This is a genomic window from Enterobacter sp. IF2SW-B1 (assembly GCF_001743375.1).
GTDB classification, from domain to species: Bacteria; Pseudomonadota; Gammaproteobacteria; order Enterobacterales; family Enterobacteriaceae; genus Enterobacter; species Enterobacter bugandensis.
The window spans coordinates 473,636-497,698 of record NZ_MJAA01000003.1 but is presented as its reverse complement, the minus strand read 5'-3'; the positions used below and the strand labels follow the sequence as shown (position 1 = coordinate 497,698).

Here is a 24,063-nt window from a genome sequence, read left to right as displayed (position 1 = left end):
GGGGCGGATCTGGTGCTGTCCGGCGCGACCACTAACGTGGAAGCCGGGCAGACCGTCACCCTGAGCCTGAACGGTAAAATCTACACCACTACTGTAGAAGCAGACGGCAACTGGACCTATACCGTGCCGGCTGCGGATCTGGCGGGCCTCAAGGACGGCGACGCCAGCCTGCAGGTGAGCGTCACCAACGTGAACGGCAACAGCGCCTCGGCGGGCCGCGAGTACAGCGTGGATGCCACCGCGCCATCCGTCACCATCAATAAGATGGCGACCGACGACATCCTGAACGCCACGGAAGCGCAGTCTGACCTGACGGTTTCCGGCACCAGCACCGCCGAAGCGGGCCAGACGGTCACCGTGTCGCTGAACGGCAAGGACTACACCACAACCGTCAGCGCGAACGGCAGCTGGACGCTGGACGTTCCGGCAGCGGATCTGGCGTCGCTCAGCGACGGCAGCGTCACCGTGACCGCGAGCGTAAGCGACAAGGCGGGCAACCCGGCATCCGTAAACCATAACCTGACGGTGGACGTGACCGTGCCTGCGGTGACCATCAACACCGTGGCGGGCGATGACGTGATTAACCTCGCTGAGCACGCGCAGGCGCAAATCATCAGCGGCACCGCCACCGGCGCAGCAGCGGGCGATAAGGTCACCGTCACGATTGGCGGCCAGACTTACACCACCGTGCTGGACGCGGCGGGGAACTGGAGCGTGGGCGTTCCGGCCAGCGTGATTTCCGGTCTCAGCGACGGCACCGTGACCGTCACTGCGTCTGTTACCGACGCGGCGGGCAACACCGGCAGCGGCAGCCATAACGTCACCGTGGACACCGGGCTGCCGTCCGTGGGCTTTAACGCCATCAGCGGCGATAACGTCCTGAACGCGGTGGAAAAAGGTCAGGAACTAAGCGTCAGCGGCACCAGCGCCAACCTCGCGGAAGGCACCCTGGTGACCGTGACCCTCAACGGAAAAAACTACACTGCAACGACCGCCGCAGACGGCACCTGGAGCCTGACGGTTCCGGCGGCGGATCTGGCGGGTCTGGGCGAAGCGAATTACACCCTGAGCGCAGCCGCGACCAACGGCGTGGGCAATAGCGTCAGCAATACGGCGAATCTGCTGGTCGACACCGCGCTGCCGACCGTCACCATCAACACCGTGGCGGGTGATAACGTCATCAACGCGGCAGAAGTGGCGGCAGGCCAGACCATCACCGGTAAGGTGGCGAACGCGGAAGCCGGTAACACGGTGACGGTGAACATCGGCGGCAACAGCTACACCGCGACGGTGCAGAGCGATCTGACCTGGTCCGTGAGCGTGCCGGAATCCGTCCTGACGGCGCTGGGCACCGGCGATTTGACCGTGTCGGCGACCGTCACCAACGGCCACGGCAATACCGGCGCGGGCGAGCGCGAAATCGTTATAGACGCCAGCCTGCCGGGTCTGCGTATTAATACCGTGGCGGGCGATGATGTGATCAACAGCATCGAGCACGGACAGAACCTGATCGTCACCGGCTCCAGCGACGGGCTGGCGGCGGGCACCACGCTCACCGTGACCGTTAACGGTAAAACCTATGCGGCCTCCGTGCTGGCGAACGGTACCTGGAGCGCGGCGATCCCGGCCGCAGACGTGGGTGCCCTGGCAGCAGGCGCGGTGACCGTCACCGTGGCAGGCCAGAGCAGCGCGGGCAACCCGGTCTCCATCAGTCACGACGTCACCGTCGATCTGGCGGCCGTGGCGATCAGCATCGATGCGATCGCCACCGACGACGTGATTAACGCGGCGGAGAAAGGCGCGGATCTGGTGCTCTCGGGCAGCACCTCGAACGTGGAGGAAAACCAGACCGTCACAATCGCCTTCGGCGGCAAAACCTACACCGCGAAAGTGGATGCCGACGGCAACTGGACGGCCACCGTGCCTTCCGCGGATCTCGCGGGCCTGAAGGACGGCGACGCCAGCGTGCAGGTGAGCGTCACCAACGTGCACGGCAACAGCGCGACGGCAGGCCGCGAGTACAGCGTGGATGCGACCGCGCCGACCGTGACGATTGATACGGTGGCAGGTGATAACGTGATTAACGGCAGCGAAGCGGCTGCGGGCGTGGCCATCTCCGGCACCACCACGGCGGAAGCCGGGCAGACGGTCACCGTGTCGCTGGGCGGCAAGAGCTATACCGCTCAGGTGCAGCAGGGCGGTATCTGGAGCGTCAACGTACCGGGCACTGACCTCTCCGCACTGGCCGATAACGGCTACACCGTGCAGGTCAGCGTGAGCGACGCCGCTGGCAACCCGGGCAGCGCGGGCAAAGCGATTACGCTTGATACCACACCGCCGTCCGTCAGCTTTAACGTCGTGGCGGGCGATGACGTCATCAACAGCGTGGAGCACGGGCAGGCGCAGATCGTGAGCGGAACGGCAACCGGCGCGAGTGTCGGCGACAAGCTGGTCATCACCATCGGTTCGAACCAGTACACCACCACCGTTGACGCCAGCGGCAACTGGAGCGTGGGCGTTCCGGCCAGCGTGATTTCTGCCCTGACCGACGGCACCGTGACCATTAGCGCGACCATTACCGACAGCGCGGGCAACAGCAGCACCCAGACTCACGATGTGGTGGTGAATACGGCTTCCGTGGCGCTGACGGTGAACACCCTCAGCGGTGACGACGTCATCAACGCGGCAGAAGCGGGTAGTTCGCTGGTGATTAACGGCTCCAGCGCCCAGTTCGCCAGCGGGACGCAGGTCACCGTGACGCTGAACGGCAAGACCTATACGGCCACCATCCAGAACGACGGCAGCTGGACGACCACCGTTCCGGCCGCAGACGTGGGTGCCCTGGCCGATGGCGCGAGCTATCAGGTATCCGTGTCGGCGCAGGACAGCGCGGGCAACAGCGCCTCGGCGACGCACGGCATCAGCGTGGATACCACCGCGCCTGTCGTGAGCATTGCGACACTGTCGGGTGACGACATGCTGAACGCGCTGGAAGCGCAGCAGCCGCTGACGGTACACGGATCGTCCAGCGCGGAGGCGGGCCAGACCGTCACCGTGACGCTGGGCGGCAAAACCTACACTGCGCTTGTGGGCAGCGACGGCACCTGGACGCTCGATGTGCCGGCAGCAGATCTGGCTATCCTGAGCCAGGGGGCGCTGACGGTCACCGCGTCGGTCAACGACAAAGCCGGTAACGGCGGCCAGACCACGCACACCTTAACGGTGGATACCGCTGCGCCGACCGTGACCATCAGCACCGTGGCGGATGACGATATCGTCAACAACGCGGAGCAGCTGGCGGGTCAGACCATCCGCGGCACCACCACGGCAGAACTGGGCCAGACGGTGACCGTTTCCTTCAGCGGGCACAGCTATCAGGCGACCGTCGGGGCGGACGGAACGTGGTCGGTCTTCGTGCCGGGGCGTGATTTCCTCGGCCTGAGCGACGGGGATTACACCATTACCGCGTCGGTAAGCGACAGGGCGGGCAATCCGGGTAGCGCAACGCATGACGTGACGCTGAACGGCGATGTCCCAACCATCACCATTAACACCTTTGCGCAGGACGATGTCGTCAACGCGGCCGAACACGGTACGCCGCTGGTCGTCAGCGGCACCACCGACGCGCCTGCGGGCCAGATGGTGACCATTACCCTGAACGGCAAAACCTACGCGGCGACCGTGCAGAATGACGGCACCTGGAGCTACACGGTGGGCAGCGCAGACGTCACCGCCCTGGCAGACGGCGGTTCGTACGTGATTAAGGCGCAGGTCAGCAACGCCATCGGCAACAGCGGCAGCGATAACCACACCGTCACCGTCGATCTCACCGCGCCGTCGATGGGCATCAGCATTGATTCGCTGCAAAACGACACCGGCCTGAGCGCGACGGATTTCATCACCAACGATAAGCAGGTAGTGGTCAACGGCTCCCTGACCGCGCAGCTCGGCAATAACGAGAAGGCGCAGATCAGCCTCGACGGCGGCACCACCTGGATTGACCTGACGGTGACTGGCACCACGTGGCGCTACACCGATGGCCGCACCCTGACGGACGGTACGTATCAGTACCAGGTGCGGGTGATCGATAGCGCGGGCAACGTGGGGGCAACGGACAGCCAGGACGTGGTGATTGACCTGACGAAGCCTGCGGCAACGACCATTACCGTGGATTCCGTTACCCAGGATACCGGCCTGTCCGGCAGCGACTTTATCACCAGCGACAACCAGATCAGCCTGAAAGGGACGCTCGGCGCGGCGCTGGGCAGCGGCGACCACGCGCAGATCAGCCTCGACGGCGGCGTCACCTGGACCGACGTCAGCGTGAGCGGCCTGACCTGGACCTACGTGGACGGTCGTACGCTGGCCGACGGGGATTACAACTACCAGCTGCGCGTGATTGACGACGCGGGCAACATCAGCGCCACCGCCAGCCAGGTCGTGACGATTGATACGGTTGCGCCGGACGCCAGCAAAACGATCGCTATCGACAGCATCAGCGACGATACCGGCCTGAGCAGCAGCGACTTTATCACCAACGATACGTCCCTGACGCTGCACGGCTCGCTCGGCGCGACGCTGGCCGACGGCGAGTATGCCCAGATCAGCATCGACGGCGGCGTCACCTGGCAGAACGTGATTGTCACCGGCAGCAGCTGGTACTACGTGGACGGACGTACGCTGGGTAACCAGACCTATGACTACTACGTGCGCGTGGTGGATGCGGCGGGCAACGTGGGCGCCAGCGCCCATCAGCAGGTGACCGTCGATACGGTCGCCCCGGATGCGGCGATTACGGTGACGGTGGATAACATCACCGTGGATACCGGCTTCGACAATAACGACTTCCTGACCAGTTCGACCTCGTACACGCTGCACGGAACGCTCGGTGCAGAGCTCGGTGCGGGTGAGTACGTGCAGGTGAGCATGGACGGCGGCAGCACCTGGGTGTATGCCACGGTAAGCGGTACCCAGTGGCGCTATAACGACACGCGCACTCTGGCCGACGGCGATTACAGCTATCAGGTGCGGGTAGTCGATCAGGCGGGCAACGTCGGTGCCACTACCTCCCAGACCGTGACGGTGGATACCCAGGCGCCGCAGTACGGCATCACCATCGACAGCATCAGCGAAGATACCGGCCAGTCCGGGAGTGATTTCATCACTATGGACACCACCCTGACCATCAACGGCTCGCTGGGCAGCGCGCTGGCGAGCGACGAACGGGTGCAGATCAGCCTCGACGGCGGAAACACCTGGGTTGATGCCACGGTCACCAACCAGCGCTGGAGCTACACCGATACCCGCGTTCTGCCTGACGGAGACTACACCTGGCAGGTGCGGATTATCGACCAGGCGGGCAACGTCGGCTCCACCGCCTCTCAGGTGGTGACGGTGGACACCACGCCGCCAGCTACGGTAGGCACGGTTGTGAGCTATACCGACGGTGAAGGCGAGCGTCAGGGCACCTTTGGCAGCACGGTGGCCACGGATGATAACGCGCCGCTGATCAACGGTACGCTCAACCGCGCTCCTGAAGACGGCGAGATCGTCCAGCTATACCGCGACGGCGTTCTGCTCGGTCAGGTGACCATGAACGGCAGCGCAAGCTGGTCCTTCCAGGATAACGGCCTGAGCGATGGCAACCACACGTACATCGTGCGCGTGACCGACAAAGCCGGTAACTACACGGAATCGGACGGCTTCGTGCTGAACGTTGATACCAGTATCCCGACCACCACGGCGGCGATTACCGCCCAGACCACGTCGGATACCACCCCAATCGTCAGCGGTACCGTCTCCGCCGACCTGGTGAACGGTGAATACCTGGTGGTGACGGTGAACGGGAAAACCTACACCTCCCAGACGGGTGGTGCCGTGGTAGTCGACCCGGATCACAATACCTGGTACCTGCAGATCCCGGACGGCGATGCCCTGAGCGTGGCGGGCTACAGCGTGACGGCGCAGGTGAAGAGCAGCGCGGGTAACGGCAATACCACCGGTACGGCGACCGGCAGCCTGGTGATTGATACCACCACGGTGAATACCGACTGGGCGACCACGGCGGGGAACAGCAACAACTCCACCATGACCCTCGGCATGAACAGTAGCGGTCTGTGGAATATCATTGCGAACACTCAGGCTTACTCCAGCAGCGATAGCTCGACCTATGCCGGAAATACGCTGACCAACACCCGCGGCTACTACGTGGTGAGCCAGACCGCCGCCGACTTTGACCGTAACGGCACGCAGGATATCTTCGCGACCGAGAATACCTACGCCGGGTCTACTCAGGTGATGTGGACCTACGATGGCAGCACCTATAACGCCAGCCAGCTGGCGATGGGGACCACCATCTGGTATGGCGGCGTGATTGCGTACGATAAAACCGGCGATGGCTACCTGGATCTGGCCTACGGCGATGCCGGTATGGACTCTCTGACCTACCTGGTGAACAACAACGGCGTTCTGTCGCCGGACGGCACCGGCGGGGAGGGCGGTTTCTACGGTCAGTTCGACTCCGGGCGTGAAATCTCCGGCGTTGACCTGAACAACGACGGTACGGTGGATATCGTTCAGCACACCAACCGCAGCGGCGCGTACTCGTTAACCGTGATTAATAACAACGGCAACGGCACGCTCTCCATCGGCCAGAACCTGACCAACGTGTTTGTGGTAAACGCCGCGAATACCACCACGGCGGCGTCTATGACGTGGGCGGATTTCAACGGTGATGGCTACATGGATCTGTACCTGGGCAGCAGCTACAACAACAACGGCGGGGTGATCTACTACAACGACGGTACCGGGAAGCTCTCGACCACCAAGAGCGCGGTGGAAGCCTCTAACGCCACGGCGGGGTATCTCTCGGTGGCGGTGGACTGGAACGGTGACGGGCAGATGGACATCATCAAGCTCAGCACCTACGGCGGTTCACAGACGGCAACCCTGTTCACCAACAACGGCTACGGTTCCAGCTGGACCGCCAGCCAGCTTAAAACTGGCCTGGCCTACGCCACCGGCGTGGCGGCAGTGGACTACAACTGGGACGGCGCGAAGGATCTGCTGGTGTCGCAGCAGAACGGCAAGGTGGTGCTGGTGCAAAACAGCGCCAAAATTGCTGACGGTACCGCGATGCACCTGCACATTGTCGACAGCGAGGGCATCAATGCCTTCTACGGCAACACGGTCAATCTGTACAACGCCGCGGGTGTGTTGGTGGCTTCGCAGATCATCAACGCCCAGTCTGGTATTGGTTCGAACGATACCTCTGCGCTGGTGAGCTTCTACGGGCTGGATCCGAATGAAACCTATTCGGCCGAGATCCTGAAGATCACCAACGGCGTGTCGGATAACGTCACCTGGAGCGGTCTGGAAGCGGGCAACGGCAAAGAGGGCTACGTCCTGACGGCCGAAGCGGCTACAGGCGGCCACAGCGGGACCCTCACCGGGACCGGGTATAACGACACCTTTATCGCAGAGGATGGCACCTATACCTACAACGGTTCCGGCGGCTGGAATACCCATTCCGACTACGACACCTGGAGCAACACCGGCGGGATGGACGTGGTGGATTACCGCAATGCGACTTCCGGCGTAACCGTTGATTTGCGTCTCTCTACCGCGCAGGACACCGGGTTCGGTACGTCACGACTGCTCAACATTGAGGGCATCAATGGCTCGAACTTCGACGACGTCATTACCGGCAACAGCGGTGATAACCAGTTCGAAGGCCGCGGCGGGAACGACACCTTCAACATCGGCAGCGGCGGTCACGATACGTTGCTCTACAAGCTGATCAACGCGTCGGACGCGACGGGCGGTAACGGTCACGACGTGGTGAACGGCTTCACCGTCGGCACCTGGGAAGGCACGGCGGACACGGATCGTATTGACCTGCGCGATCTGCTCTCCGGCAGCGGCTATACCGGCACGGGCTCGGCGAGCTACGTGAACGGCGTGGCCACGCTGGACAGCAGCGCGGGCAACATCACCGATTACGTCCGCGTGGTGCAGAACGGCAGCAATACCGAAATCCAGGTGGATCTGGACGGTACCGGCGGCCAGTTCTCGCCAACCACCCTGGTGACGCTGAACGGCGTGCAGACGGACCTGGCGACGCTGCTGGCGAATCATCAGCTGTTAATTGCGTAAACCAACGCCGCGGGGAGCAATCCTCGCGGCCTTTTGGCGTTTCTTTACACGAATGGCGTTAACCCGGAGATTATGAAGACACATCCACAGTACGAACCCTGGCTGCAGGGCATGCTCATCATCGCGAAGCACTACCGGCTGGACTTTTCGGTGGAGCACGTTCGGGTCACGATTAACCATGAAAGTCAGTCTCCGCGCCAGCTGGTGCTGGAGGAGATGGCGCGCCAGCTAGGGCTGGGAATGCGCGTGGCGACGGATGCAACATCTCTCGATCCGTGGCGCCTGCCGCTGCTGGCGGAATTCACTGGCGGTCAAATCGCGGTCATTAACCGCATGGACAACGAAGGCAACGTCAGCCTGCAGTTCAGCGGCGACGGCGGGCTGGAGACGACGCTAACGCGGGACGCGCTCGGCTCACGGTTGAAAACGCTGCTGGTGCTGCGCCCGCTTGAGTCCACGCCGGATGCCCGCGTGGACGACTACATCAAACCGTATGAGAAAAACTGGTTCTGGCAGCTGGCGCTGAAGGACTGGCGCCGCTACAGCGACATCATGCTGGTGGCGCTGGTCGCTAACGTGCTGGCACTCTCCGGCATGGTCTTCTCCATGCAGGTGTACGACAGGGTGGTACCGTCGCAGTCGGAGGCCACGCTGTGGGTGCTGTTTGGCGGCGTCATGCTCGCCATCGTGTTTGAATTCATCATGCGCATGCTGCGCGTGCATATTTCGGACGTGGTGGGGAAACGCGCCGACCTGCGCATCTCAGAACGCGTCTTTGCCCACGCGCTGCGAATTAAAAACGGGGCGCGCTCCAAATCAACCGGATCGTTTATCGCCCAGATCCGCGAGCTGGAGTCGGTGCGCGAGCTCATCACCTCGACCACCATTGCGGCGATCTCCGACCTGCCGTTCTTCCTGCTGTTCGTCTTTATTCTGTGGATGATTGGCGGCCCACTGGTGCTGGTGGTCCTGCTCGCCGTGCCGCTGCTGCTTATTCCGGGCCTGCTGGTGCAGCGCCCGCTGGGGAAACTCTCCAGCGAAGGGATGCGCGAATCTGCCATTCGTAACGCGACGCTGGTGGAGGCGGTGCAGGGCATTGAAGACATCAAGCTGATGCGCGCCGAGCAGCGATTCCAGAACCAGTGGAACAACACCAACGACGTGGCCGCCAGCGTCGGCATGAAGCAGCGCTGGCTGACGGGGCTGCTGTTGACCTGGACCCAGGAGGTGCAGTCCATCGTCTATGCGGTGGTCCTGCTGGTGGGCTGTTACCTGGTCATCAGCGGCGACATGACCACCGGTGCGCTGGTGGGAACCTCGATTCTGGCATCGCGTACCATCGCGCCGCTGTCGCAAATCTCTGGCGTGCTCTCGCGCTGGCAGTCGGCAAAAGTGGCCCGCAAGGGGCTGGACGACCTGATGCAGCGCCCGATTGACGATCCGCAGCACGGGAAGAAGGTGCATAAAGCCCACCTGCGCGGGGATTACCGGCTGGAAGACGTCGGCTTCTACTATGACGAAGAAGAGAAACTCACCGTGCTGAACATCAGCAAACTGCAGATTCGCGCCGGTGAGCGCGTGGCGGTGCTTGGGCGTAACGGCTCCGGTAAAAGCACGCTGCTGCAGCTTCTGGCGGGCATGCAGGAGCCGCAGCAGGGGAGCATTCTGCTGGACGATATTGCTCTCAATCATCTGGACCCGGCCGACCTGCGCCGCGACATGCAGCTGCTTAGCCAGCAGGCGCGGCTGTTCTTTGGCTCCGTGCGGGACAATATCCTGATGGGGAATCCTCTCGCCACCGACGATGAAATTCATCAGGCGCTGGTCAATAGCGGCGCGCTGGAGTACGTGCGTAAGCAGAAAATGGGGCTGAACACCATCATCAACGAGGGCGGAACGGGCCTCTCCGGCGGACAGCGTCAGGCGCTGCTGCTGGCGCGCGCGCTGATCACTGCCCCGAATATCCTGCTGCTGGATGAGCCTACCGCCTGGCTGGACGAGATGAGCGAGAAGCAGTTTATTCAGCATCTTCACAAATGGCTGGGCAAGCGCCGGACGCTGGTGGTAGCAACGCATCGCCTGCCGATTCTGGATTTGGTCGACCGCTTTATTGTACTGGAAAACGGCAAGGTGGTGATGGACGGCCCGCGCGACGCGATCCTGCATCAGCACGGGCTGGCGCCGCAAAAGGCGGCACAGCGCACCGTGACCATGAAGCCGGCGGCTGTTGCAGAGGAGGGTGCGGCATGAACGATTTCTCCCGTTATAACAGCCGTCTGAAAGAGCCGCGCCTGCCGCGATCCTCGCTGGTGGCATGGTCGCTGTTTGCCCTGCTGGCGGTGTTTATCGCCTGGGCGAGCCTGTTCCAGCTGGACGAAGTCACGACCGGCAGCGGCAAGGTGATCCCGTCCTCCCATGAGCAGGTGATTCAGTCCCTGGAAGGGGGGATTATCCACAGCCTGCTGGTTCGCGAAGGCGATATCGTTGAGCGCGGTCAGCAGCTGGCACAGCTTGACCGGACTAAAACCGAGTCCAGCGTGCTGGAGAGCGAGTCTCGTCTGAACGCGGCGCTGGCAACGGCTGCGCGACTGAAGGCCGAAGTTAACGACACGGAACTCGCGTTTCCCGAGGAGCTGGACGATGACGTTGAGCTGGTCAAACAGGAAACGGCGCTCTATCAGTCCCGTCGCGAGAGCCTTGAAAAAGGGCTGGCCGGCTTACGTCAGGGCGCCGAGCTGGTGCAGCGCGAGCTGTCGTTGACTCGTCCGCTGGTGACCCAGGGGGCGGCCAGCAAGGTCGAGGTGTTACGTCTTGAGCGTCAAAAAAATGAGCTTGAGAATAAAATCACCGAGATGAAAAATCAGTATTACGTCCGCGCCCGTGAAGAGCTGGCGAAAGCCAACGCGGAGATTGAAGCCCAGCGTTCGGTGATGAAAGGGCGTGAGGACTCCCTGACCCGGCTGACCTTCAACGCGCCGGTGCGTGGGATTGTGAAGGATATTGACGTGACGACCGTGGGCGGCGTTATTCCCCCGAACGGCAAGCTGATGAGCCTGGTCCCGCTGGACGACCAGATGGTGGTTGAGGCGAAAATCTCGCCGCGCGATGTCGCGTTTATCCACCCCGGCCAGAAAGCGCTGGTGAAAATTACGGCCTATGACTACTCCATCTATGGCGGGCTGGAGGGCGAGGTGACCATGATTTCGCCGGACACCCTGCAGGACGAGGTGAAAAGAGATGTCTACTACTACCGCGTCTATATCCGCACCGACAGTAACCATCTGACCAATAAGCAGGGCAAAGACTTTCCGGTCTTTCCAGGGATGATTGCAACGGTAGATATTAAAACCGGCAGCAAAACCATCCTGGATTATCTGTTGAAACCGCTGAACAAGGCAAAAGAGGCGCTGCGCGAAAGATAAAGATTGGCGTTCGGGATACCGAACGCCATTTGTATTATACCGTTGACGTTACGTTGTTTGGGTGGCGTCGCTCCTTCGGCACCACGTTAATGTAATGAGTAACATAGGCGAAATATAATCCGGCATAGTTTTCGACCAGTTCGAAAAACGCCGGATACACCGACAGGCGACCGTCACCACGATCTTTAAGATAACCTGCCTCATGCGCCGATTTGATAATCCGGTTGACGTGGATCCGGGAGACAAAGAATTCTTTAGCGAGCGTGCTGGCGGAATATTGAATAACCGCGCCGTGGGCGGATTTGTTTTTTATGGCCTGCAGGTAAAGATACAGCATAATCATGCGGCCTCCATCCTTATCAATAAATAACCCCACTTCTGGTAAAACTTTTCTGAATGTTAATCCCCGAAAAAGATATTCTGCCGCGCGGCGGAAGAAATTATTTCTCAATGTGTCATTATCCAGCAGGTTAACATCAATATTAAACGTCGGGTAAAGAATGCTGACGGGTAAAAATGCACCGGACATATAGCGTTTGAGTTCATTCAATCCTTTTTCGGTTGGGGCAATTCTCGTTTTTCGCCGGTCTTCCGTACAGCGCCAGGTCCTGATGCGTCCCGTGGTTCTGAGTAACGTAATGATCGCAATAACGCTGTTGGGGCTGGCTATTTTATAGCGGGAACATAACTCTTTTATCTCTGAGACGGATTCGGCCTGATTGCCAAATATAAAACAACACATGGAAAGAATAATGTTAAACCGTGATTCCTGAAGCATTGTCTTGTAGAACAAGGGTTGTTTTTTGTAGATGGCGTCATTGATTGTGTAGTGCTCTAATATTGCCTCACTAAACCGCGGGTTGCTTTTTATAACATCCCTTCGATGTAGCAAGGCCCTGGATGAGATGTGATTATCCATAGCATTTTTCTCGTATTTGATGAGCCGATAGATGAAGTATCCAGCCTTCTTTTTCGGAATTTTCATTATACCTGAGAAAAAGTGACTTGCGGTCGGTATTTTAAAAGAAATATAGAGTTATATTTATGTGTGGAAAAAAAAGGTGATTAACGCAAAGATGTTACAGTGCATGGCGTTGATAACAGTATCTTAACTTGATGGTGTATTGTAAAATTATTATACACACCGCTGTTGGTTTCCATACTCATAATAATAATGGCGCTTTCGTGCCCAGGAGCAGGTTATGATCCACCCAATTTCTCTCAGGAATGATGCGCGCAACGAGCAAAGATTTGTCATTTCAACCTGCGGCTTTACGTTTCAGGGATATCACCTGCTGCTCAAAAAGTACGGCATAGAGACTGCGCATATTCACTTTGATGGAGATGAGTTATCTGATCCTGACAAGGAAAATATCCTTATTCATCAAAACGCTCACATCGTAGTGTTCCTGGGAAAAGGTACGGTAGCTCTCCTGGAGAGCCTGACGCGACTGGCATCCGTACTCAATTCACTTCCTGTTATTCGTCGTGTTACCCTGTATGGTGATATACCGGACAGCTGGCTGTATCGAACCCTGGGTAGTCTTCTAAATAATAGTCATCAATTATCATTGATTCGCATAGCCAGCGTATCTGATGTAATAACCTGTTTCCACACCCACAATAATGGCTTTAAAGACCGCTCGCGCTTATTACGCGATTACTATCTGGACTGTTCTTCGTCAGAAAAGCTCAAATGGCTGACAAGAAGAGAGGTTGATGTTTTATTGAACTTCTATCGCGGCATGTCTATAAAAGACCTGTGCGACAAACTGAGGCTTTCTAATAAAACGGTTTACACCCATCGTAAAGAAGGTCTGCAGAAATTACATTGTATCAAGCGATGGTTGAATGAACCGCGCAATGTAAAAGTGGAAAGGCGGATTAAAAGCCAAAATCAAAGAGTGGACTTCACGGATAAAGAAGCGGAGGTTTTTAATGCGCTGGTGAAAAGGGAGATATTTCCCGCCTACCAGATCATTACCGATCGTGACAAGAAAGGGGTGGGGTTTGAGATACTCATTCGCTGGAATAAGAACGGAAAAATAGTCAAGCCAGCCCGTTTTCTGAATGATATCGCTAATTATGAAGTATGGCTAAAGATTACGGCTATGGTGATCCACGCCGCCGTGTCCGGGATTAATAAATATAACGGTAAATTCTATTTTTCCGTTAATATTCCGCCTCGCCTGGCGTCCGGGAACGCGCTGCCAGAGATGGCCAGGAAAGCCATCGGCATGCTGCTTAACCCCCAGTGGGCGGAAAAGCTGGTCTTTGAATTCGCGGAAGATATTGATGTAACGAAAGATAAAAGCATCCCAGAAACCATGCGGCACCTGCGTAAAACGGGGTGCAAACTGTTTCTTGACGACTGCTTCTCAAGCCATCATGCCATGTTCCCCGTGAGGCAGGTGCATTTTGATGGGCTGAAACTGGATCGGGACATCGTCGATCATTTTGTGGCGAACGACAACGATTATAATTTGATTAAAGCGATACAGATTTACAGCGACATGACCGGAACAGCTTGCATTGCAGAGGGCGTAGACAGTGAGGAGAAGTTTGAAAAATTAGTCGAACTGGGTGTGAAAAACTTTCAGGGATATTATCTCTCGCGCGCCGTAAAAGAGGAGGAATTAGATCGCATGGTGAGATTGTTCAGCTAAAAAATAAAGCCCCGAAGGGCCTTGTTTATTTGCGTCCCAGCAACAGGCCAAGCACAATACCAACCGCACCCGCGGCGATAAGACCGGTGAGCGGGTTATTTCTGACCGCTTCAGTCACGTCAGAGACAGCATCGCTGGCCTGTGCGGCATATTTTTTCGCAGCGCCTTTTACCTGATGCTTCGGTGAGTCAACGAATTCACCGAACTGCTGCTGGGCTGAACCTGAAAGTTCATCAAATTTATTTTTTGCTTTGTCTTCTGCAAACTGGGTGTTTTTATCAGTACCGAAATCAGACATTTTTGCCTCCTTTTGTTGATAGTTAAAGGATAGCCTCTCTTTGAAAAGCTGAGAGGCGGAACGCTAAATTTCGGAGGGAATTGGCCGGTTTTCGGATATATCTACACCAGAAGAGGCCGTTATTTTTCGTTCTCATCCTGGCCGTAATACAGCTTGCCAATGCGGATAAGCGGGCGGCCCTGAGACTTGCGGTGCAGGTTGCTGTCCCGAAGGGAATACACGCAGCCGCAATATTCCTGCTGGTAAAACTGTTCCCGCTTGCTGATCTCAATCATGCGTGATGAGCCGCCCTGTTTGCGCCAGTTGTAGTCCCAATAGACCATCCCCGGATAGCGCGCTGCCGCACGCTGGCCGCAGTCATTGATCTGCTGCATATTCTTCCAGCGAGAGATCCCCAGCGAGCTGCTGATAACGCTGAAACCATTTTCCGCCGCGTAGAGCGCCGTACGCTCGAAGCGCATATCGAAGCACATGGTGCAGCGGACGCCGCGCTCGGGCTCCCACTCCATGCCTTTGGCACGCTCGAACCAGTTATCGGTGTCGTAATCGGCATCAACAAACGGCACGCCGTGTTTCTCTGCAAAACGAATGTTTTCTTCCTTACGGATGAGGTATTCCTTTTGCGGATGGATGTTGGGGTTATAGAAGAAAATGGTGTAGTCAATGCCCGAGGCCTGGATAGCTTCCATGACTTCACCGGAGCAGGGGGCGCAGCAGGAATGCAGCAGAAGTTTATCGGCGCCGTTTGGCAGGGTGAGCTGCGGGCGGATGAAGGGGGTTGTACTCATGTTGTTCTACAATATGTTAATGAAATTTATGGAATTGTAGCACAAGTTATTAATGTCTTCAGACTGTACTGGCGGGAATCGAGGATCCGCCTGGTCGGGATCCTCGCGCTGAGCGGTGCCGCTATTCGGCAAATTGGAGCAGAGCTTCGCCGTCAAGACGGTAGCGCACCCATTCGGACTGCGGCAGCGCGCCAATGCTGAGATAAAAATCGATGGCGGGCTGGTTCCAGTCCAGCACGCTCCATTCAAGGCGGCCACATTGCCGTTTTACCGCGAGTTGAGCGATATGTTTCAGCAGCGCTCTCCCCGCGCCTTTACCGCGGTAGTCCGGGGAAATGTACAGGTCTTCCATATAAATCCCGTTGCGTCCAAGCCAGGTCGAATAGCTGGTGAAGAACACGGCATAGCCGGCGATCCTGCCGTCAAACTCAGCGATCAACGCCTCGGTTTTACTGCCTGCACCAAAGAGGGTTTCCCGGATCTCGTCCGGCGTGGTTACGACCTCTTCGGGGGCTTTTTCATATACCGCCAGCTCATAGATCATGGCGTAAATAGCCGCTGCATCTTCGGGACGGGCCTGACGAAGGGTTATGCTCATTGTTTTTCCTGTTTTTTGCACGGTTCGCGATTGATGGCGTTAAGCATACGGAGTATTGTCCGAAGAATTAAGTGCAATGAAATCAACAAATGATGAATATTATGCATCCGGCGCTGAGACGTCTTGATTTAAACCTGCTGCCCGTTTTTGACGCCATTTACCGCCACCGTTCCGTTCGCCTCGCAGCCGACGAGCTGGCGATGAGCACCTCGGCGCTGAGCCATGCGCTGTCGCGTCTGCGCACGGCCCTTAACGATCCGCTCTTTTTTCGGGAAGGGCATCGTATGTCCCCCAGCGTGTACGCCTCTCAGCTTGCGCCTTCTATTGCTTCCGCATTGTCGTTCCTTAATCAGGAGCTGACCCCGCAGCCGGAGTTTGACGCCGCCAGCAGTACCGAAAGCTTGCAAATTGGGATTACGGATTTTACCGCGCTATGTATTTTTCCCGCCCTGATGCACAAGCTGCAGACTGCTGCCCCGAGCTTGCGTTTCGAATTGCGCTATCTGCCGCACAGCCCGGCGCTGACGGAGCTGCTGGCGGGCGAGGTGGATCTGGCGCTGGGTTTCAGCACCGAGGACGATATCCGCCATCCGGAACTGGAAGAGATCGGCTGGTTTGAAGATGAGTATGTGGTTATCAGCAACGCAAGCCGGACCCGGCTGACGCTGGAGGATTATCTCGCGGCCCGCCACCTGGTGGTGACGCCCTGGAATGAGAAGCAGGGCGTTCTGGACGTGCGGCTCGAGCAACTGGGCTATACGCGGCACATTGCGATCAAAACGCCGTCGATGCTGAGCGCGCCATTTATCGTTGCGGAAAGCGACCTGCTGATGGCCATTCCTCGTTACGCCGCCGAGAAGCTGGTGGCGGCGGCGGAACTGAGGATTTTTGCCTTGCCGTTCTCTATTCCCAAATTTGAGGTGAAAATTTACTCGCATAAGCGCAGCGGCCAGCGGGGGGCGACCCGATGGCTTCAGGAGGAGCTGCAAATGCTGGCGCAAGATTGCAGGGGGATGAGTGCCGGATAAGCTCAGCGCGATCTAGATTTCACGTTAAAAGTAAGTTTACATATGTAAGATAACTCATATACCATACCCCCCTATAGTATCAGGAGGGCATATGCCGCACTCACCCGAAGATAAAAAACGTATTCTTACCCGCGTCCGCCGCATTCGGGGCCAGGTTGATGCCCTTGAACGCGCGCTGGAGTCGGGCGACCCCTGTCTGGCCATCCTGCAGCAAATTGCCGCCGTGCGCGGCGCTGCCAATGGCCTGATGGGCGAAATGGTCGAAATTCACCTCAAAGACGAGCTGGTGACGGGAGACACAACGCCGGATCAGCGAGCCGTACGCATGGCAGAAGTCGGCCATTTGCTGCGCTCTTATCTAAAATAAATCCACACACCTGACAAAAAGGGAAGACATTATGAAATCTCGCGCAGCTGTTGCATTTGGCCCCGGCCAGCCGCTGAAAATCGTCGACATCGACGTCGCACCGCCGAAAAAAGGCGAAGTGCTGATCAAAATCACCCATACCGGCGTGTGCCATACCGATGCATTTACCCTCTCCGGTGACGATCCGGAAGGCGTCTTCCCGGCGGTGCTGGGTCATGAAGGCGGCGGGATTGTGGTGGAAGTGGGCGAGGGCGTGACCAGCCTGAAGCCAGGCGATCACGTTATCCCGCTGTACACGGCGGAATGCGGCGAGTGTAAATTCTGTAAATCCGGTAAAACTAACCTCTGCCAGGCCGTGCGCGCCACTCAGGGGAAAGGGCTGATGCCGGACGGCACCACCCGTTTCTCCTACAACGGTGAGCCAATCTATCACTACATGGGTACCAGCACCTTCAGTGAATACACCGTTTGCGCGGAGATCTCGCTGGCGAAGGTCAACCCGCAGGCGCCGCTGGATAAAGTCTGCCTGCTGGGCTGTGGCGTAACTACCGGCATTGGCGCGGTGCATAACACGGCAAAAGTCAAAGAGGGCGACACCGTGGCGGTGTTTGGTCTCGGCGGCATTGGTCTGGCGGTGATTCAGGGCGCGGTGCAGGCGAAGGCCGGGCGTATCATCGCGGTCGATACCAACCCGGAAAAATTCAAGCTGGCGGGTGAAATGGGCGCGACCGATTTCGTGAACCCGAAAGATCACGAGAAACCGATTCAGGACGTCATCGTTGAGATGACCGACGGCGGCGTGGACTTCAGCTTCGAGTGTATCGGCAACGTCAACGTAATGCGTTCTGCGCTGGAATGCTGCCACAAGGGCTGGGGTGAGAGCATCATCATCGGCGTGGCCGGGGCAGGACAGGAGATCAAAACCCGTCCATTCCAGCTGGTGACCGGACGCGTCTGGCGCGGCTCCGCGTTTGGCGGCGTGAAGGGGCGTACCCAGCTTCCCGGCATGGTGGAAGACGCGATGGTCGGTAAAATACAGCTCGACCCGTTCATTACCCACCGTTTGCCGCTGGAGCAGATCAACGAGGCGTTCGATCTGATGCACGAAGGAAAATCCATCCGCACCGTCATTCATTTCGGCGACAAGTAACTCTTCTGCCAGCGGTTTTTAGCCGCTGGCATTTCTTTAATAATCTTCTCTAAAGTGTGACCAGTGCGGCGTTTTTAGCCGTAATCTAAATCTCTGCCGTGCCGATGACTATCTAACAGGCGTGTTTTTGCGCATCTTACCTATAAGAGAGTCGACGGTCATGGACAACACTTCTTCGATGCAGGCGCAGCGCAAGCTGAGCTTCCTGCATCACATCAGGCTGGTTCCGCTGTTTTCCTCCATTCTCGGTGGCATTATTCTGCTGTTTGCCTTGAGTTCGGGTCTGGCGGGGTATTTCCTGCTACAGGCCGACAACGATCAGCAGGACGTTACGTCCGAAATTCAGGTGCGTATGGGGCTATCGAACAGCTCAAACCATCTGCGCACCGCGCGTATCAATATGATCCACGCCGGCGCGGCAAGCCGTATCGCAGAGATGGAGGCCATGAAGCAGAACATCCGTGAGGCGGAAACGCGCATTAAGCAGTCCCAGGATAGCTTTACCGCCTATATGCATCGTTCCGTGCGCAGCGCTGCGGACGAAGCGCTGGATGCAGACCTGAAGGCACGCTACGACGCCTATATCGCGGGCCTCCAGCCGATGGTCAAATTTGCCAAAAACGGCATGTTCGAGGCGATCATCAACCACGAAAATGAGACCGCGCGCCCGCTGGACGACGCTTACAACGCCGTTCTGCTGAAGGCGATTAAGATCCGCACCGACCGCGCCAATGCGCTGACGGCGCAGGCGCACAGCCGCACGCAGCTGGGCCTGATGTTTATGGTGGGCGCGTTTGCGCTGGCGCTGGTGCTGACCGCGATGACCTTCGTCGTGCTCCGCCGCACGGTCATTAATCCGCTGCAGCGTGCAGCGAAACGTATCGAGAATATCGCCAAAGGCGACCTGACGATGCCGGACGACGTGGCCGGACGCAGCGAAATTGGCCGCCTGACGCGCGATCTGCAAACCATGCAGCACTCCCTTGAAACAACGGTCGGCACCGTCCGTCAGGGGGCGGAGGAGATCTACCGGGGTACCAGCGAGATCTCTGCCGGTAACACCGATTTATCATCACGCACCGAGCAGCAGGCCGCGGCGATTGAGCAGACTGCCGCCAGCATGGAGCAGCTGACCGCGACGGTGAAGCAGAACGCCGATAACGCCCATCATGCCAGCAAGCTGGCGGAAGATGCCTCCGGGAAAGCCAGCCGCGGCGGCCAGATGGTCTCCGGTGTGGTGAAAACTATGGGCAATATCTCAAGCAGTTCGAAGAAAATCTCTGAGATTACCGCGGTGATCAACAGCATCGCCTTCCAGACCAATATCCTGGCGCTTAACGCGGCGGTAGAAGCGGCGCGGGCGGGCGAGCAGGGACGCGGGTTTGCCGTAGTGGCCAGCGAAGTTCGTACCCTGGCAAGCCGCAGCGCCAACGCCGCAAAAGAGATCGAAAGCCTGATCAACGAATCGGTCTCGCTGATAGACCAGGGTTCCGGTGAGGTCGTTGCCGCAGGCAATACCATGAATGAGATCGTCGAGGCGGTGAAGCGCGTCACCGACATCATGCTGGAGATTGCCGCCGCGTCTGACGAGCAGAGCCGCGGTATCGTGCAGGTCAGCCAGGCTATTTCGGAGATGGATAAAGTGACCCAGCAGAACGCCTCGCTGGTGGAAGAGGCCTCCGCGGCGGCGGCGTCGCTGGAAGAACAGGGCGCGCGTCTGACCGAGGCGGTCGGGGCGTTTCGTCTGAGCGGCAAGGCTCAGGGGCGTACTCAACAGCAGAACTCTGCGGCAGTAAAACCTGCTGCATTACGTCCGGCGGTAGCCAATAACGGTGATAACTGGGAAACGTTCTGAGTCGCCGGCCGTGTCGGGTGGCGCTTCGCTTACCCGACCGACAAAAAAGGGACCTTTCGGTCCCTTTTTTCATCCGTTACTGCTTATCGGGTAACGCGTACGCGATAACGTAATCACCGCGATCCGGCGACTGGCGAGCGCCCCCGGCGTTAATGACGATGTACTGCTTACCGGTTTTCGGCGAGACGTAGGTCATCGGGCCGGACTGGCTGCCGACCGGCAGGCGGTCCTTCCAGATCTCTTTCCCGGTGGCGGTATCAAACGCGCGCAGGTAGAAATCCTGGGTGCCGGCGAAGAATAGCAGGCCGGACTGGATTGACAGCGACGCGCCCAGCGTTGGCATCCCGATTGGGATTGGCATGTGCATGCGAATGCCCAGCGGGCCGGTATCTTCCACGGTACCAACCGGTACCTGCCACACCAGCTTGCCGGTTTTCAGGTCAACGGCCGACATGGTTCCGAACGGCGGCTTCTGGCACGGAATGCCCAGCGGCGACAGGAAGCGTTCGCGCATTGCGCCGAACGGCGTGCCGTCCATCGGGACAATCCCCATCTCAATGCCGCTGGCGTTTTTCGCCACGTTCGCGCGCGGCACCATGTAGTTTGCCAGCCCCAGACGCATATCGTTGACGAACATCAGGCTGTTGTTCGGGTCAACGGAGACGCTGCCCCAGTTCATCCCGCCGAGCGAGCCGGGGAACTGCAGGGAACGGTCGAGACCCGGCGGGGTGAAGACGCCCTGATGACGCATCTCTTTAAACTGAATGCGGCACAGAAGCAGGTCGACAGGCGTCGCCCCCCACATGTCGGACTCGGTCAACGTCTGGTTGCCAATCATCGGCATACCTACGGAGTACGGCTGGGTCGGAGAGTACCGTTCACCTTCAACGTTACCCGCCGGAACTGGACGTTCCTCCACCTTCGCCACCGGCTTGCCGGTTTCGCGGTTGAGCATAAAGATCATGCCCTGCTTGCTGGTCTGCACCAGTACAGGCGTGGTGCCGCCTTTGCCGTCCGGCAGGTCGTACAGCAGCGGCTGGGAAGGCAGGTCGAAGTCCCACAGGTCGTGGTGGGTGGTCTGGAAATGCCAACGCACCTGTCCGGTGGCGGCGTCGACGGCGACGATGGAGGAGCTGTATTTATCGTCCAGCGGGGTGCGCTCGCCCGCCCAGAAGTCCGGGGTGGCGTTGCCGGTTGGCAGGTAGATCAGGTTCAGCTTAGCGTCGTAAGACATCGCAGACCAGACGTTCGGCGTGCCGCGCGTGTAGGTTTGACCTTCCGGCGGCAAGCCGGTCAGGTTCGGATTACCCGGATCCCACGCCCAGGCGAGCTTACCGGTGTGAACGTCGTAGGCGCGCACCACGCCCGGAGGTTCGCCGGTGGAGAAGTTATCCGCGACGCGACCGCCGACGACAACAACGTTTCCGGCCACCAGCGGCGTGGAGGTCTGCTGATAATAGCCCGGCTTGATCTCACCCATGCCGATGCTCAGGTCAACGGTGCCATGCTCGCCAAAGTCGTCGCAGAGCTTGCCATTATCCGCATTGATGGCAATCAGACGGGCGTCGGTGGTCGGCAGGAACAGGCGGCGAGGGCATGCCGCTGGCGACGTCCCGGTCTGTGACGCTGTCACGTTTGCATGATCTTCAAAGTAGCCCAGACCACGGCAACGCTGCCAGTTCGGCGCGGTGGCTTTCGAATCATAACGCCATTTTTCTTTCCCGGAATCCACGTCCAGCGCCAGCACTTTACTGTACGGGGTACAGACATAGAGCGTGTCGCCAATTTGCAGCGGCGTGTTCTGATCTTCCGCGCCGGAGCCGTTGCTCTGCGGAATATCCCCGGTGTGCGCCACCCAGGCGACTTTCAGATCGCTGATGTTTTGCTTGTTAATCTGGTCCAGCGCGGCGAAGCGGTCGCCGTGGGTGGTGTTGCCCCAGTGTTCCCAGTTTTTCTGCTGTTCGCCGGGAGCAACGGGTTTCACCGGAACGGGCTCGTTCGCCGCCACGAGGGTTTGAGGCTTAAACATCCAGCCGAGGCTGACCAGCATCGCCAGTGCGAGAACCGCCGCAACGCCATAAGCCGGGGCTTTATTCGCTGCGCCGTGGTTGGCCGCGCGCAGGAAAGGCCAGACGATGGCGCAGAGGAAGGCCAGTACGGCAAAGGTGAACAGGCGCGAGAAGAGCGGCCAGAAATCCCAGCCCGCATCGCTTACCGCCCAGAACAGCGAGGCCATAAACGCGATGCCGTAAAGCACGATCCCGCTGCTGCGATTGAGGAAAATCAGGAGCGCGGCAATGACCATCACCACGCCCATTATCACGAAGTAAAAACTTCCGCCTACGGCGGCGAGCTTGAAGCCCAACCCGCCGACCGCCAGACCGATGAGCAACATCAGTCCGGCAAGGAGCCACTGCAAAATACGAGGTATCCCGCGCGGCGCGCTGCCAAATGCCATTTCTGTCTCCTTTGAATCTCTCCGCATTGCCGGGTGTGTACCATCTGGATAATAAATGCGGGGAGAGCAATGATTAAAACGAGTGAATTCTTGTTTATATAACGATTCGCGAACCAAATGGTGAATCCGCCGTTATGATAAAACTGTTAATTTGTTTTACGCAATTGTTAATGGATCATTCCGCATTATTTGATTAACGCACAGCCCAGTTCCCTCTCCCACAGGGAGAGGGAACTGGGTGAGGGGTGAAGGGAATCAGACAGGCATAGATTTACGGATAGCGCTCAGCAGCGTTTGTGCGCCCGTGGAAAGGGGAGTATCTACCCGGGTCAAAATACCGATGGGTTCACCCGCCCCCGGGGAGGCGATCGGCAGGGCGGTCAGCGTGCCCTGACGCAAATCATCTTTTACCGCACCGGAGGGGACGAACCAGACGTAGTCATAATCCAGGGTAAGCTGGCGCGAAAGAGAAGCCGAAAGCGTTTCGATGCACCCTGAGGGTAGCGTACACCCCTGCATCTGCAGCAAGGTTTCGGCGGCCTGGCGCGGGACGGTCCCTTTCGGGCAAACCACCACCGGCCACTCCATCACCCGGCTTAACGTCACCGTGTCCTGCAGCAGGGGATGATCGGGTCGAACCACCAGCTTCAGGGATTCCAGGAACAGCAGTTCATAATTGAGACCGCCCATCAGCTCGGGGTCGGACATTCGACCGATACCGAGATCAAGCTCACCCGATTTCAGCCCCGCGAGCAGCATGGTGTTATTCATGGTGGCAACCTGAATAGTGGTATTTCGCTGCTGCTTGTGGAACTGACCAATAACGGGCGGTAGGATCCCCAGCGCCGCGGTTGGCAGGGCGCCGACGCGCACCACCTCGCTGGTGTGCTCTTCTTTTCGGTGCAGGGACTGGCCTGCGGTGTTGAGCGCATCAAGAACCTTCACGGCGTGCGTCAGGAACTGTTCGCCCACCAGAGTCAGCTGTGCCCCCAGCCGACCGCGGTCAAATAGACGGGCGCCGGTCAGCTGTTCCAGCTCGTTAAGGGTTTTTGAGAGCGCGGGCTGGCTCAGGTTAAGAGTTTCAGCCGCGCGCCCCAGCGTTCCCTGTTGAGCGACGGCCACAAATGTATGCAAATGGCGCAAGCGTATGCGCTGACTGAACAGACCATTTTTTTCCATAGGCGATGTTAAAAACAGAGCGATGCGGGTGACAAGTTAAGTTGTTTAATTTTGATAACTTGATAGCAAAATATTTTTAACATTTGATCTGTTTGAGTTA

The 24,063-nt window shown here is 58.4% G+C and carries 14 protein-coding genes; 8 read left to right on the top strand and 6 right to left on the bottom strand.

What is annotated here, in order from left to right; all coding sequences use genetic code 11:
- The 3 genes from A6013_RS09980 to A6013_RS09970 form a co-directional block, all read left to right on the top strand.
- On the top strand, positions 1–8,154 hold an 8,154-nt coding region (locus tag A6013_RS09980), incomplete at its 5' end, for an Ig-like domain-containing protein (RefSeq protein WP_139128222.1).
- A 72-nt stretch (positions 8,155–8,226) separates the two neighbouring features.
- Positions 8,227–10,404 carry a type I secretion system permease/ATPase gene (locus A6013_RS09975; protein ID WP_069732990.1) on the top strand — a complete coding sequence of 726 codons (2,178 nt, stop codon included), beginning with the start codon at positions 8,227–8,229 and terminating at the stop codon, positions 10,402–10,404.
- Entirely contained in the window at positions 10,401–11,576 is a 1,176-nt protein-coding gene (locus A6013_RS09970; protein ID WP_028013086.1) for an HlyD family type I secretion periplasmic adaptor subunit, read from the top strand. Before A6013_RS09975 ends, A6013_RS09970 begins: the two co-directional genes overlap by 4 nt.
- Before the next feature lie 34 nt (positions 11,577–11,610).
- On the opposite strand, the gene A6013_RS09965 is transcribed toward A6013_RS09970, so the two are convergent.
- On the bottom strand, positions 11,611–12,495 hold the full coding sequence (locus A6013_RS09965) for a hypothetical protein (RefSeq protein ID WP_028013087.1): 885 nt from the start codon (positions 12,493–12,495) through the stop codon (positions 11,611–11,613).
- 283 nt (positions 12,496–12,778) lie between these two features.
- On the opposite strand from A6013_RS09965, the gene A6013_RS09960 reads away from it, so the two are divergent.
- On the top strand, positions 12,779–14,242 hold the full coding sequence (locus tag A6013_RS09960) for an EAL domain-containing protein (RefSeq protein WP_069732989.1): 1,464 nt from the start codon (positions 12,779–12,781) through the stop codon (positions 14,240–14,242).
- 25 nt (positions 14,243–14,267) lie between these two features.
- On the opposite strand, the gene A6013_RS09955 is transcribed toward A6013_RS09960, so the two are convergent.
- The 3 genes from A6013_RS09955 to A6013_RS09945 all read right to left on the bottom strand — a co-directional run bounded on the left by A6013_RS09955 (position 14,268) and on the right by A6013_RS09945 (position 15,926).
- Entirely contained in the window at positions 14,268–14,540 is a 273-nt protein-coding gene (locus tag A6013_RS09955; protein ID WP_028013089.1) for a YqjD family protein, read from the bottom strand.
- 119 nt (positions 14,541–14,659) lie between these two features.
- On the bottom strand, positions 14,660–15,328 hold the full coding sequence (locus A6013_RS09950; protein ID WP_028013090.1) for an epoxyqueuosine reductase QueH: 669 nt from the start codon (positions 15,326–15,328) through the stop codon (positions 14,660–14,662).
- A gap of 121 nt (positions 15,329–15,449) precedes the next feature.
- Positions 15,450–15,926: a GNAT family N-acetyltransferase gene (locus A6013_RS09945; RefSeq protein WP_069732988.1), complete on the bottom strand. Its 477-nt coding sequence runs from the start codon at positions 15,924–15,926 to the stop codon at positions 15,450–15,452.
- Between the two features lie 89 nt (positions 15,927–16,015).
- On the opposite strand from A6013_RS09945, the gene A6013_RS09940 reads away from it, so the two are divergent.
- From A6013_RS09940 to A6013_RS09925, 4 genes are all read left to right on the top strand, one after another.
- Positions 16,016–16,954 (top strand): LysR family transcriptional regulator, encoded by a 939-nt coding sequence (locus tag A6013_RS09940; RefSeq protein WP_069732987.1) that lies wholly within the window; start codon positions 16,016–16,018, stop codon positions 16,952–16,954.
- A gap of 91 nt (positions 16,955–17,045) precedes the next feature.
- Positions 17,046–17,321: a metal/formaldehyde-sensitive transcriptional repressor gene (locus tag A6013_RS09935; RefSeq protein ID WP_028013093.1), complete on the top strand. Its 276-nt coding sequence runs from the start codon at positions 17,046–17,048 to the stop codon at positions 17,319–17,321.
- 31 nt (positions 17,322–17,352) lie between these two features.
- Entirely contained in the window at positions 17,353–18,471 is a 1,119-nt protein-coding gene (locus A6013_RS09930; RefSeq protein WP_041910069.1) for an S-(hydroxymethyl)glutathione dehydrogenase/class III alcohol dehydrogenase, read from the top strand.
- A gap of 160 nt (positions 18,472–18,631) precedes the next feature.
- Complete coding sequence (locus A6013_RS09925) at positions 18,632–20,326, top strand: methyl-accepting chemotaxis protein (protein WP_048959568.1); 1,695 nt, start codon at positions 18,632–18,634, stop codon at positions 20,324–20,326.
- A 76-nt stretch (positions 20,327–20,402) separates the two neighbouring features.
- Here the strand turns inward: A6013_RS09925 and A6013_RS09920 are convergent, their stop codons facing one another.
- A complete protein-coding gene (locus A6013_RS09920; protein ID WP_069732986.1) occupies positions 20,403–22,784 on the bottom strand; it encodes a glucose/quinate/shikimate family membrane-bound PQQ-dependent dehydrogenase in 2,382 nt (793 codons plus the stop codon).
- Between the two features lie 255 nt (positions 22,785–23,039).
- A complete protein-coding gene (locus A6013_RS09915; protein ID WP_041910066.1) occupies positions 23,040–23,963 on the bottom strand; it encodes a LysR substrate-binding domain-containing protein in 924 nt (307 codons plus the stop codon).
- Positions 23,964–24,063: the final 100 nt, after the last annotated feature.

What these genes read in the sequence shown, in the direction of transcription:
- A6013_RS09975 (WP_069732990.1), top strand. Translation starts at nt 8,227, where the DNA reads ATGAAGACACATCCACAGTACGAACCCTGGCTGCAGGGCATGCTCATC.
- A6013_RS09970 (WP_028013086.1), top strand. Translation starts at nt 10,401, where the DNA reads ATGAACGATTTCTCCCGTTATAACAGCCGTCTGAAAGAGCCGCGCCTG.
- A6013_RS09965 (WP_028013087.1), bottom strand. Translation starts at nt 12,495, where the DNA reads ATGGATAATCACATCTCATCCAGGGCCTTGCTACATCGAAGGGATGTT.
- A6013_RS09960 (WP_069732989.1), top strand. Translation starts at nt 12,779, where the DNA reads ATGATCCACCCAATTTCTCTCAGGAATGATGCGCGCAACGAGCAAAGA.
- A6013_RS09955 (WP_028013089.1), bottom strand. Translation starts at nt 14,540, where the DNA reads ATGTCTGATTTCGGTACTGATAAAAACACCCAGTTTGCAGAAGACAAA.
- A6013_RS09950 (WP_028013090.1), bottom strand. Translation starts at nt 15,328, where the DNA reads ATGAGTACAACCCCCTTCATCCGCCCGCAGCTCACCCTGCCAAACGGC.
- A6013_RS09945 (WP_069732988.1), bottom strand. Translation starts at nt 15,926, where the DNA reads ATGAGCATAACCCTTCGTCAGGCCCGTCCCGAAGATGCAGCGGCTATT.
- A6013_RS09940 (WP_069732987.1), top strand. Translation starts at nt 16,016, where the DNA reads ATGATGAATATTATGCATCCGGCGCTGAGACGTCTTGATTTAAACCTG.
- A6013_RS09935 (WP_028013093.1), top strand. Translation starts at nt 17,046, where the DNA reads ATGCCGCACTCACCCGAAGATAAAAAACGTATTCTTACCCGCGTCCGC.
- A6013_RS09930 (WP_041910069.1), top strand. Translation starts at nt 17,353, where the DNA reads ATGAAATCTCGCGCAGCTGTTGCATTTGGCCCCGGCCAGCCGCTGAAA.
- A6013_RS09925 (WP_048959568.1), top strand. Translation starts at nt 18,632, where the DNA reads ATGGACAACACTTCTTCGATGCAGGCGCAGCGCAAGCTGAGCTTCCTG.
- A6013_RS09920 (WP_069732986.1), bottom strand. Translation starts at nt 22,784, where the DNA reads ATGGCATTTGGCAGCGCGCCGCGCGGGATACCTCGTATTTTGCAGTGG.
- A6013_RS09915 (WP_041910066.1), bottom strand. Translation starts at nt 23,963, where the DNA reads ATGGAAAAAAATGGTCTGTTCAGTCAGCGCATACGCTTGCGCCATTTG.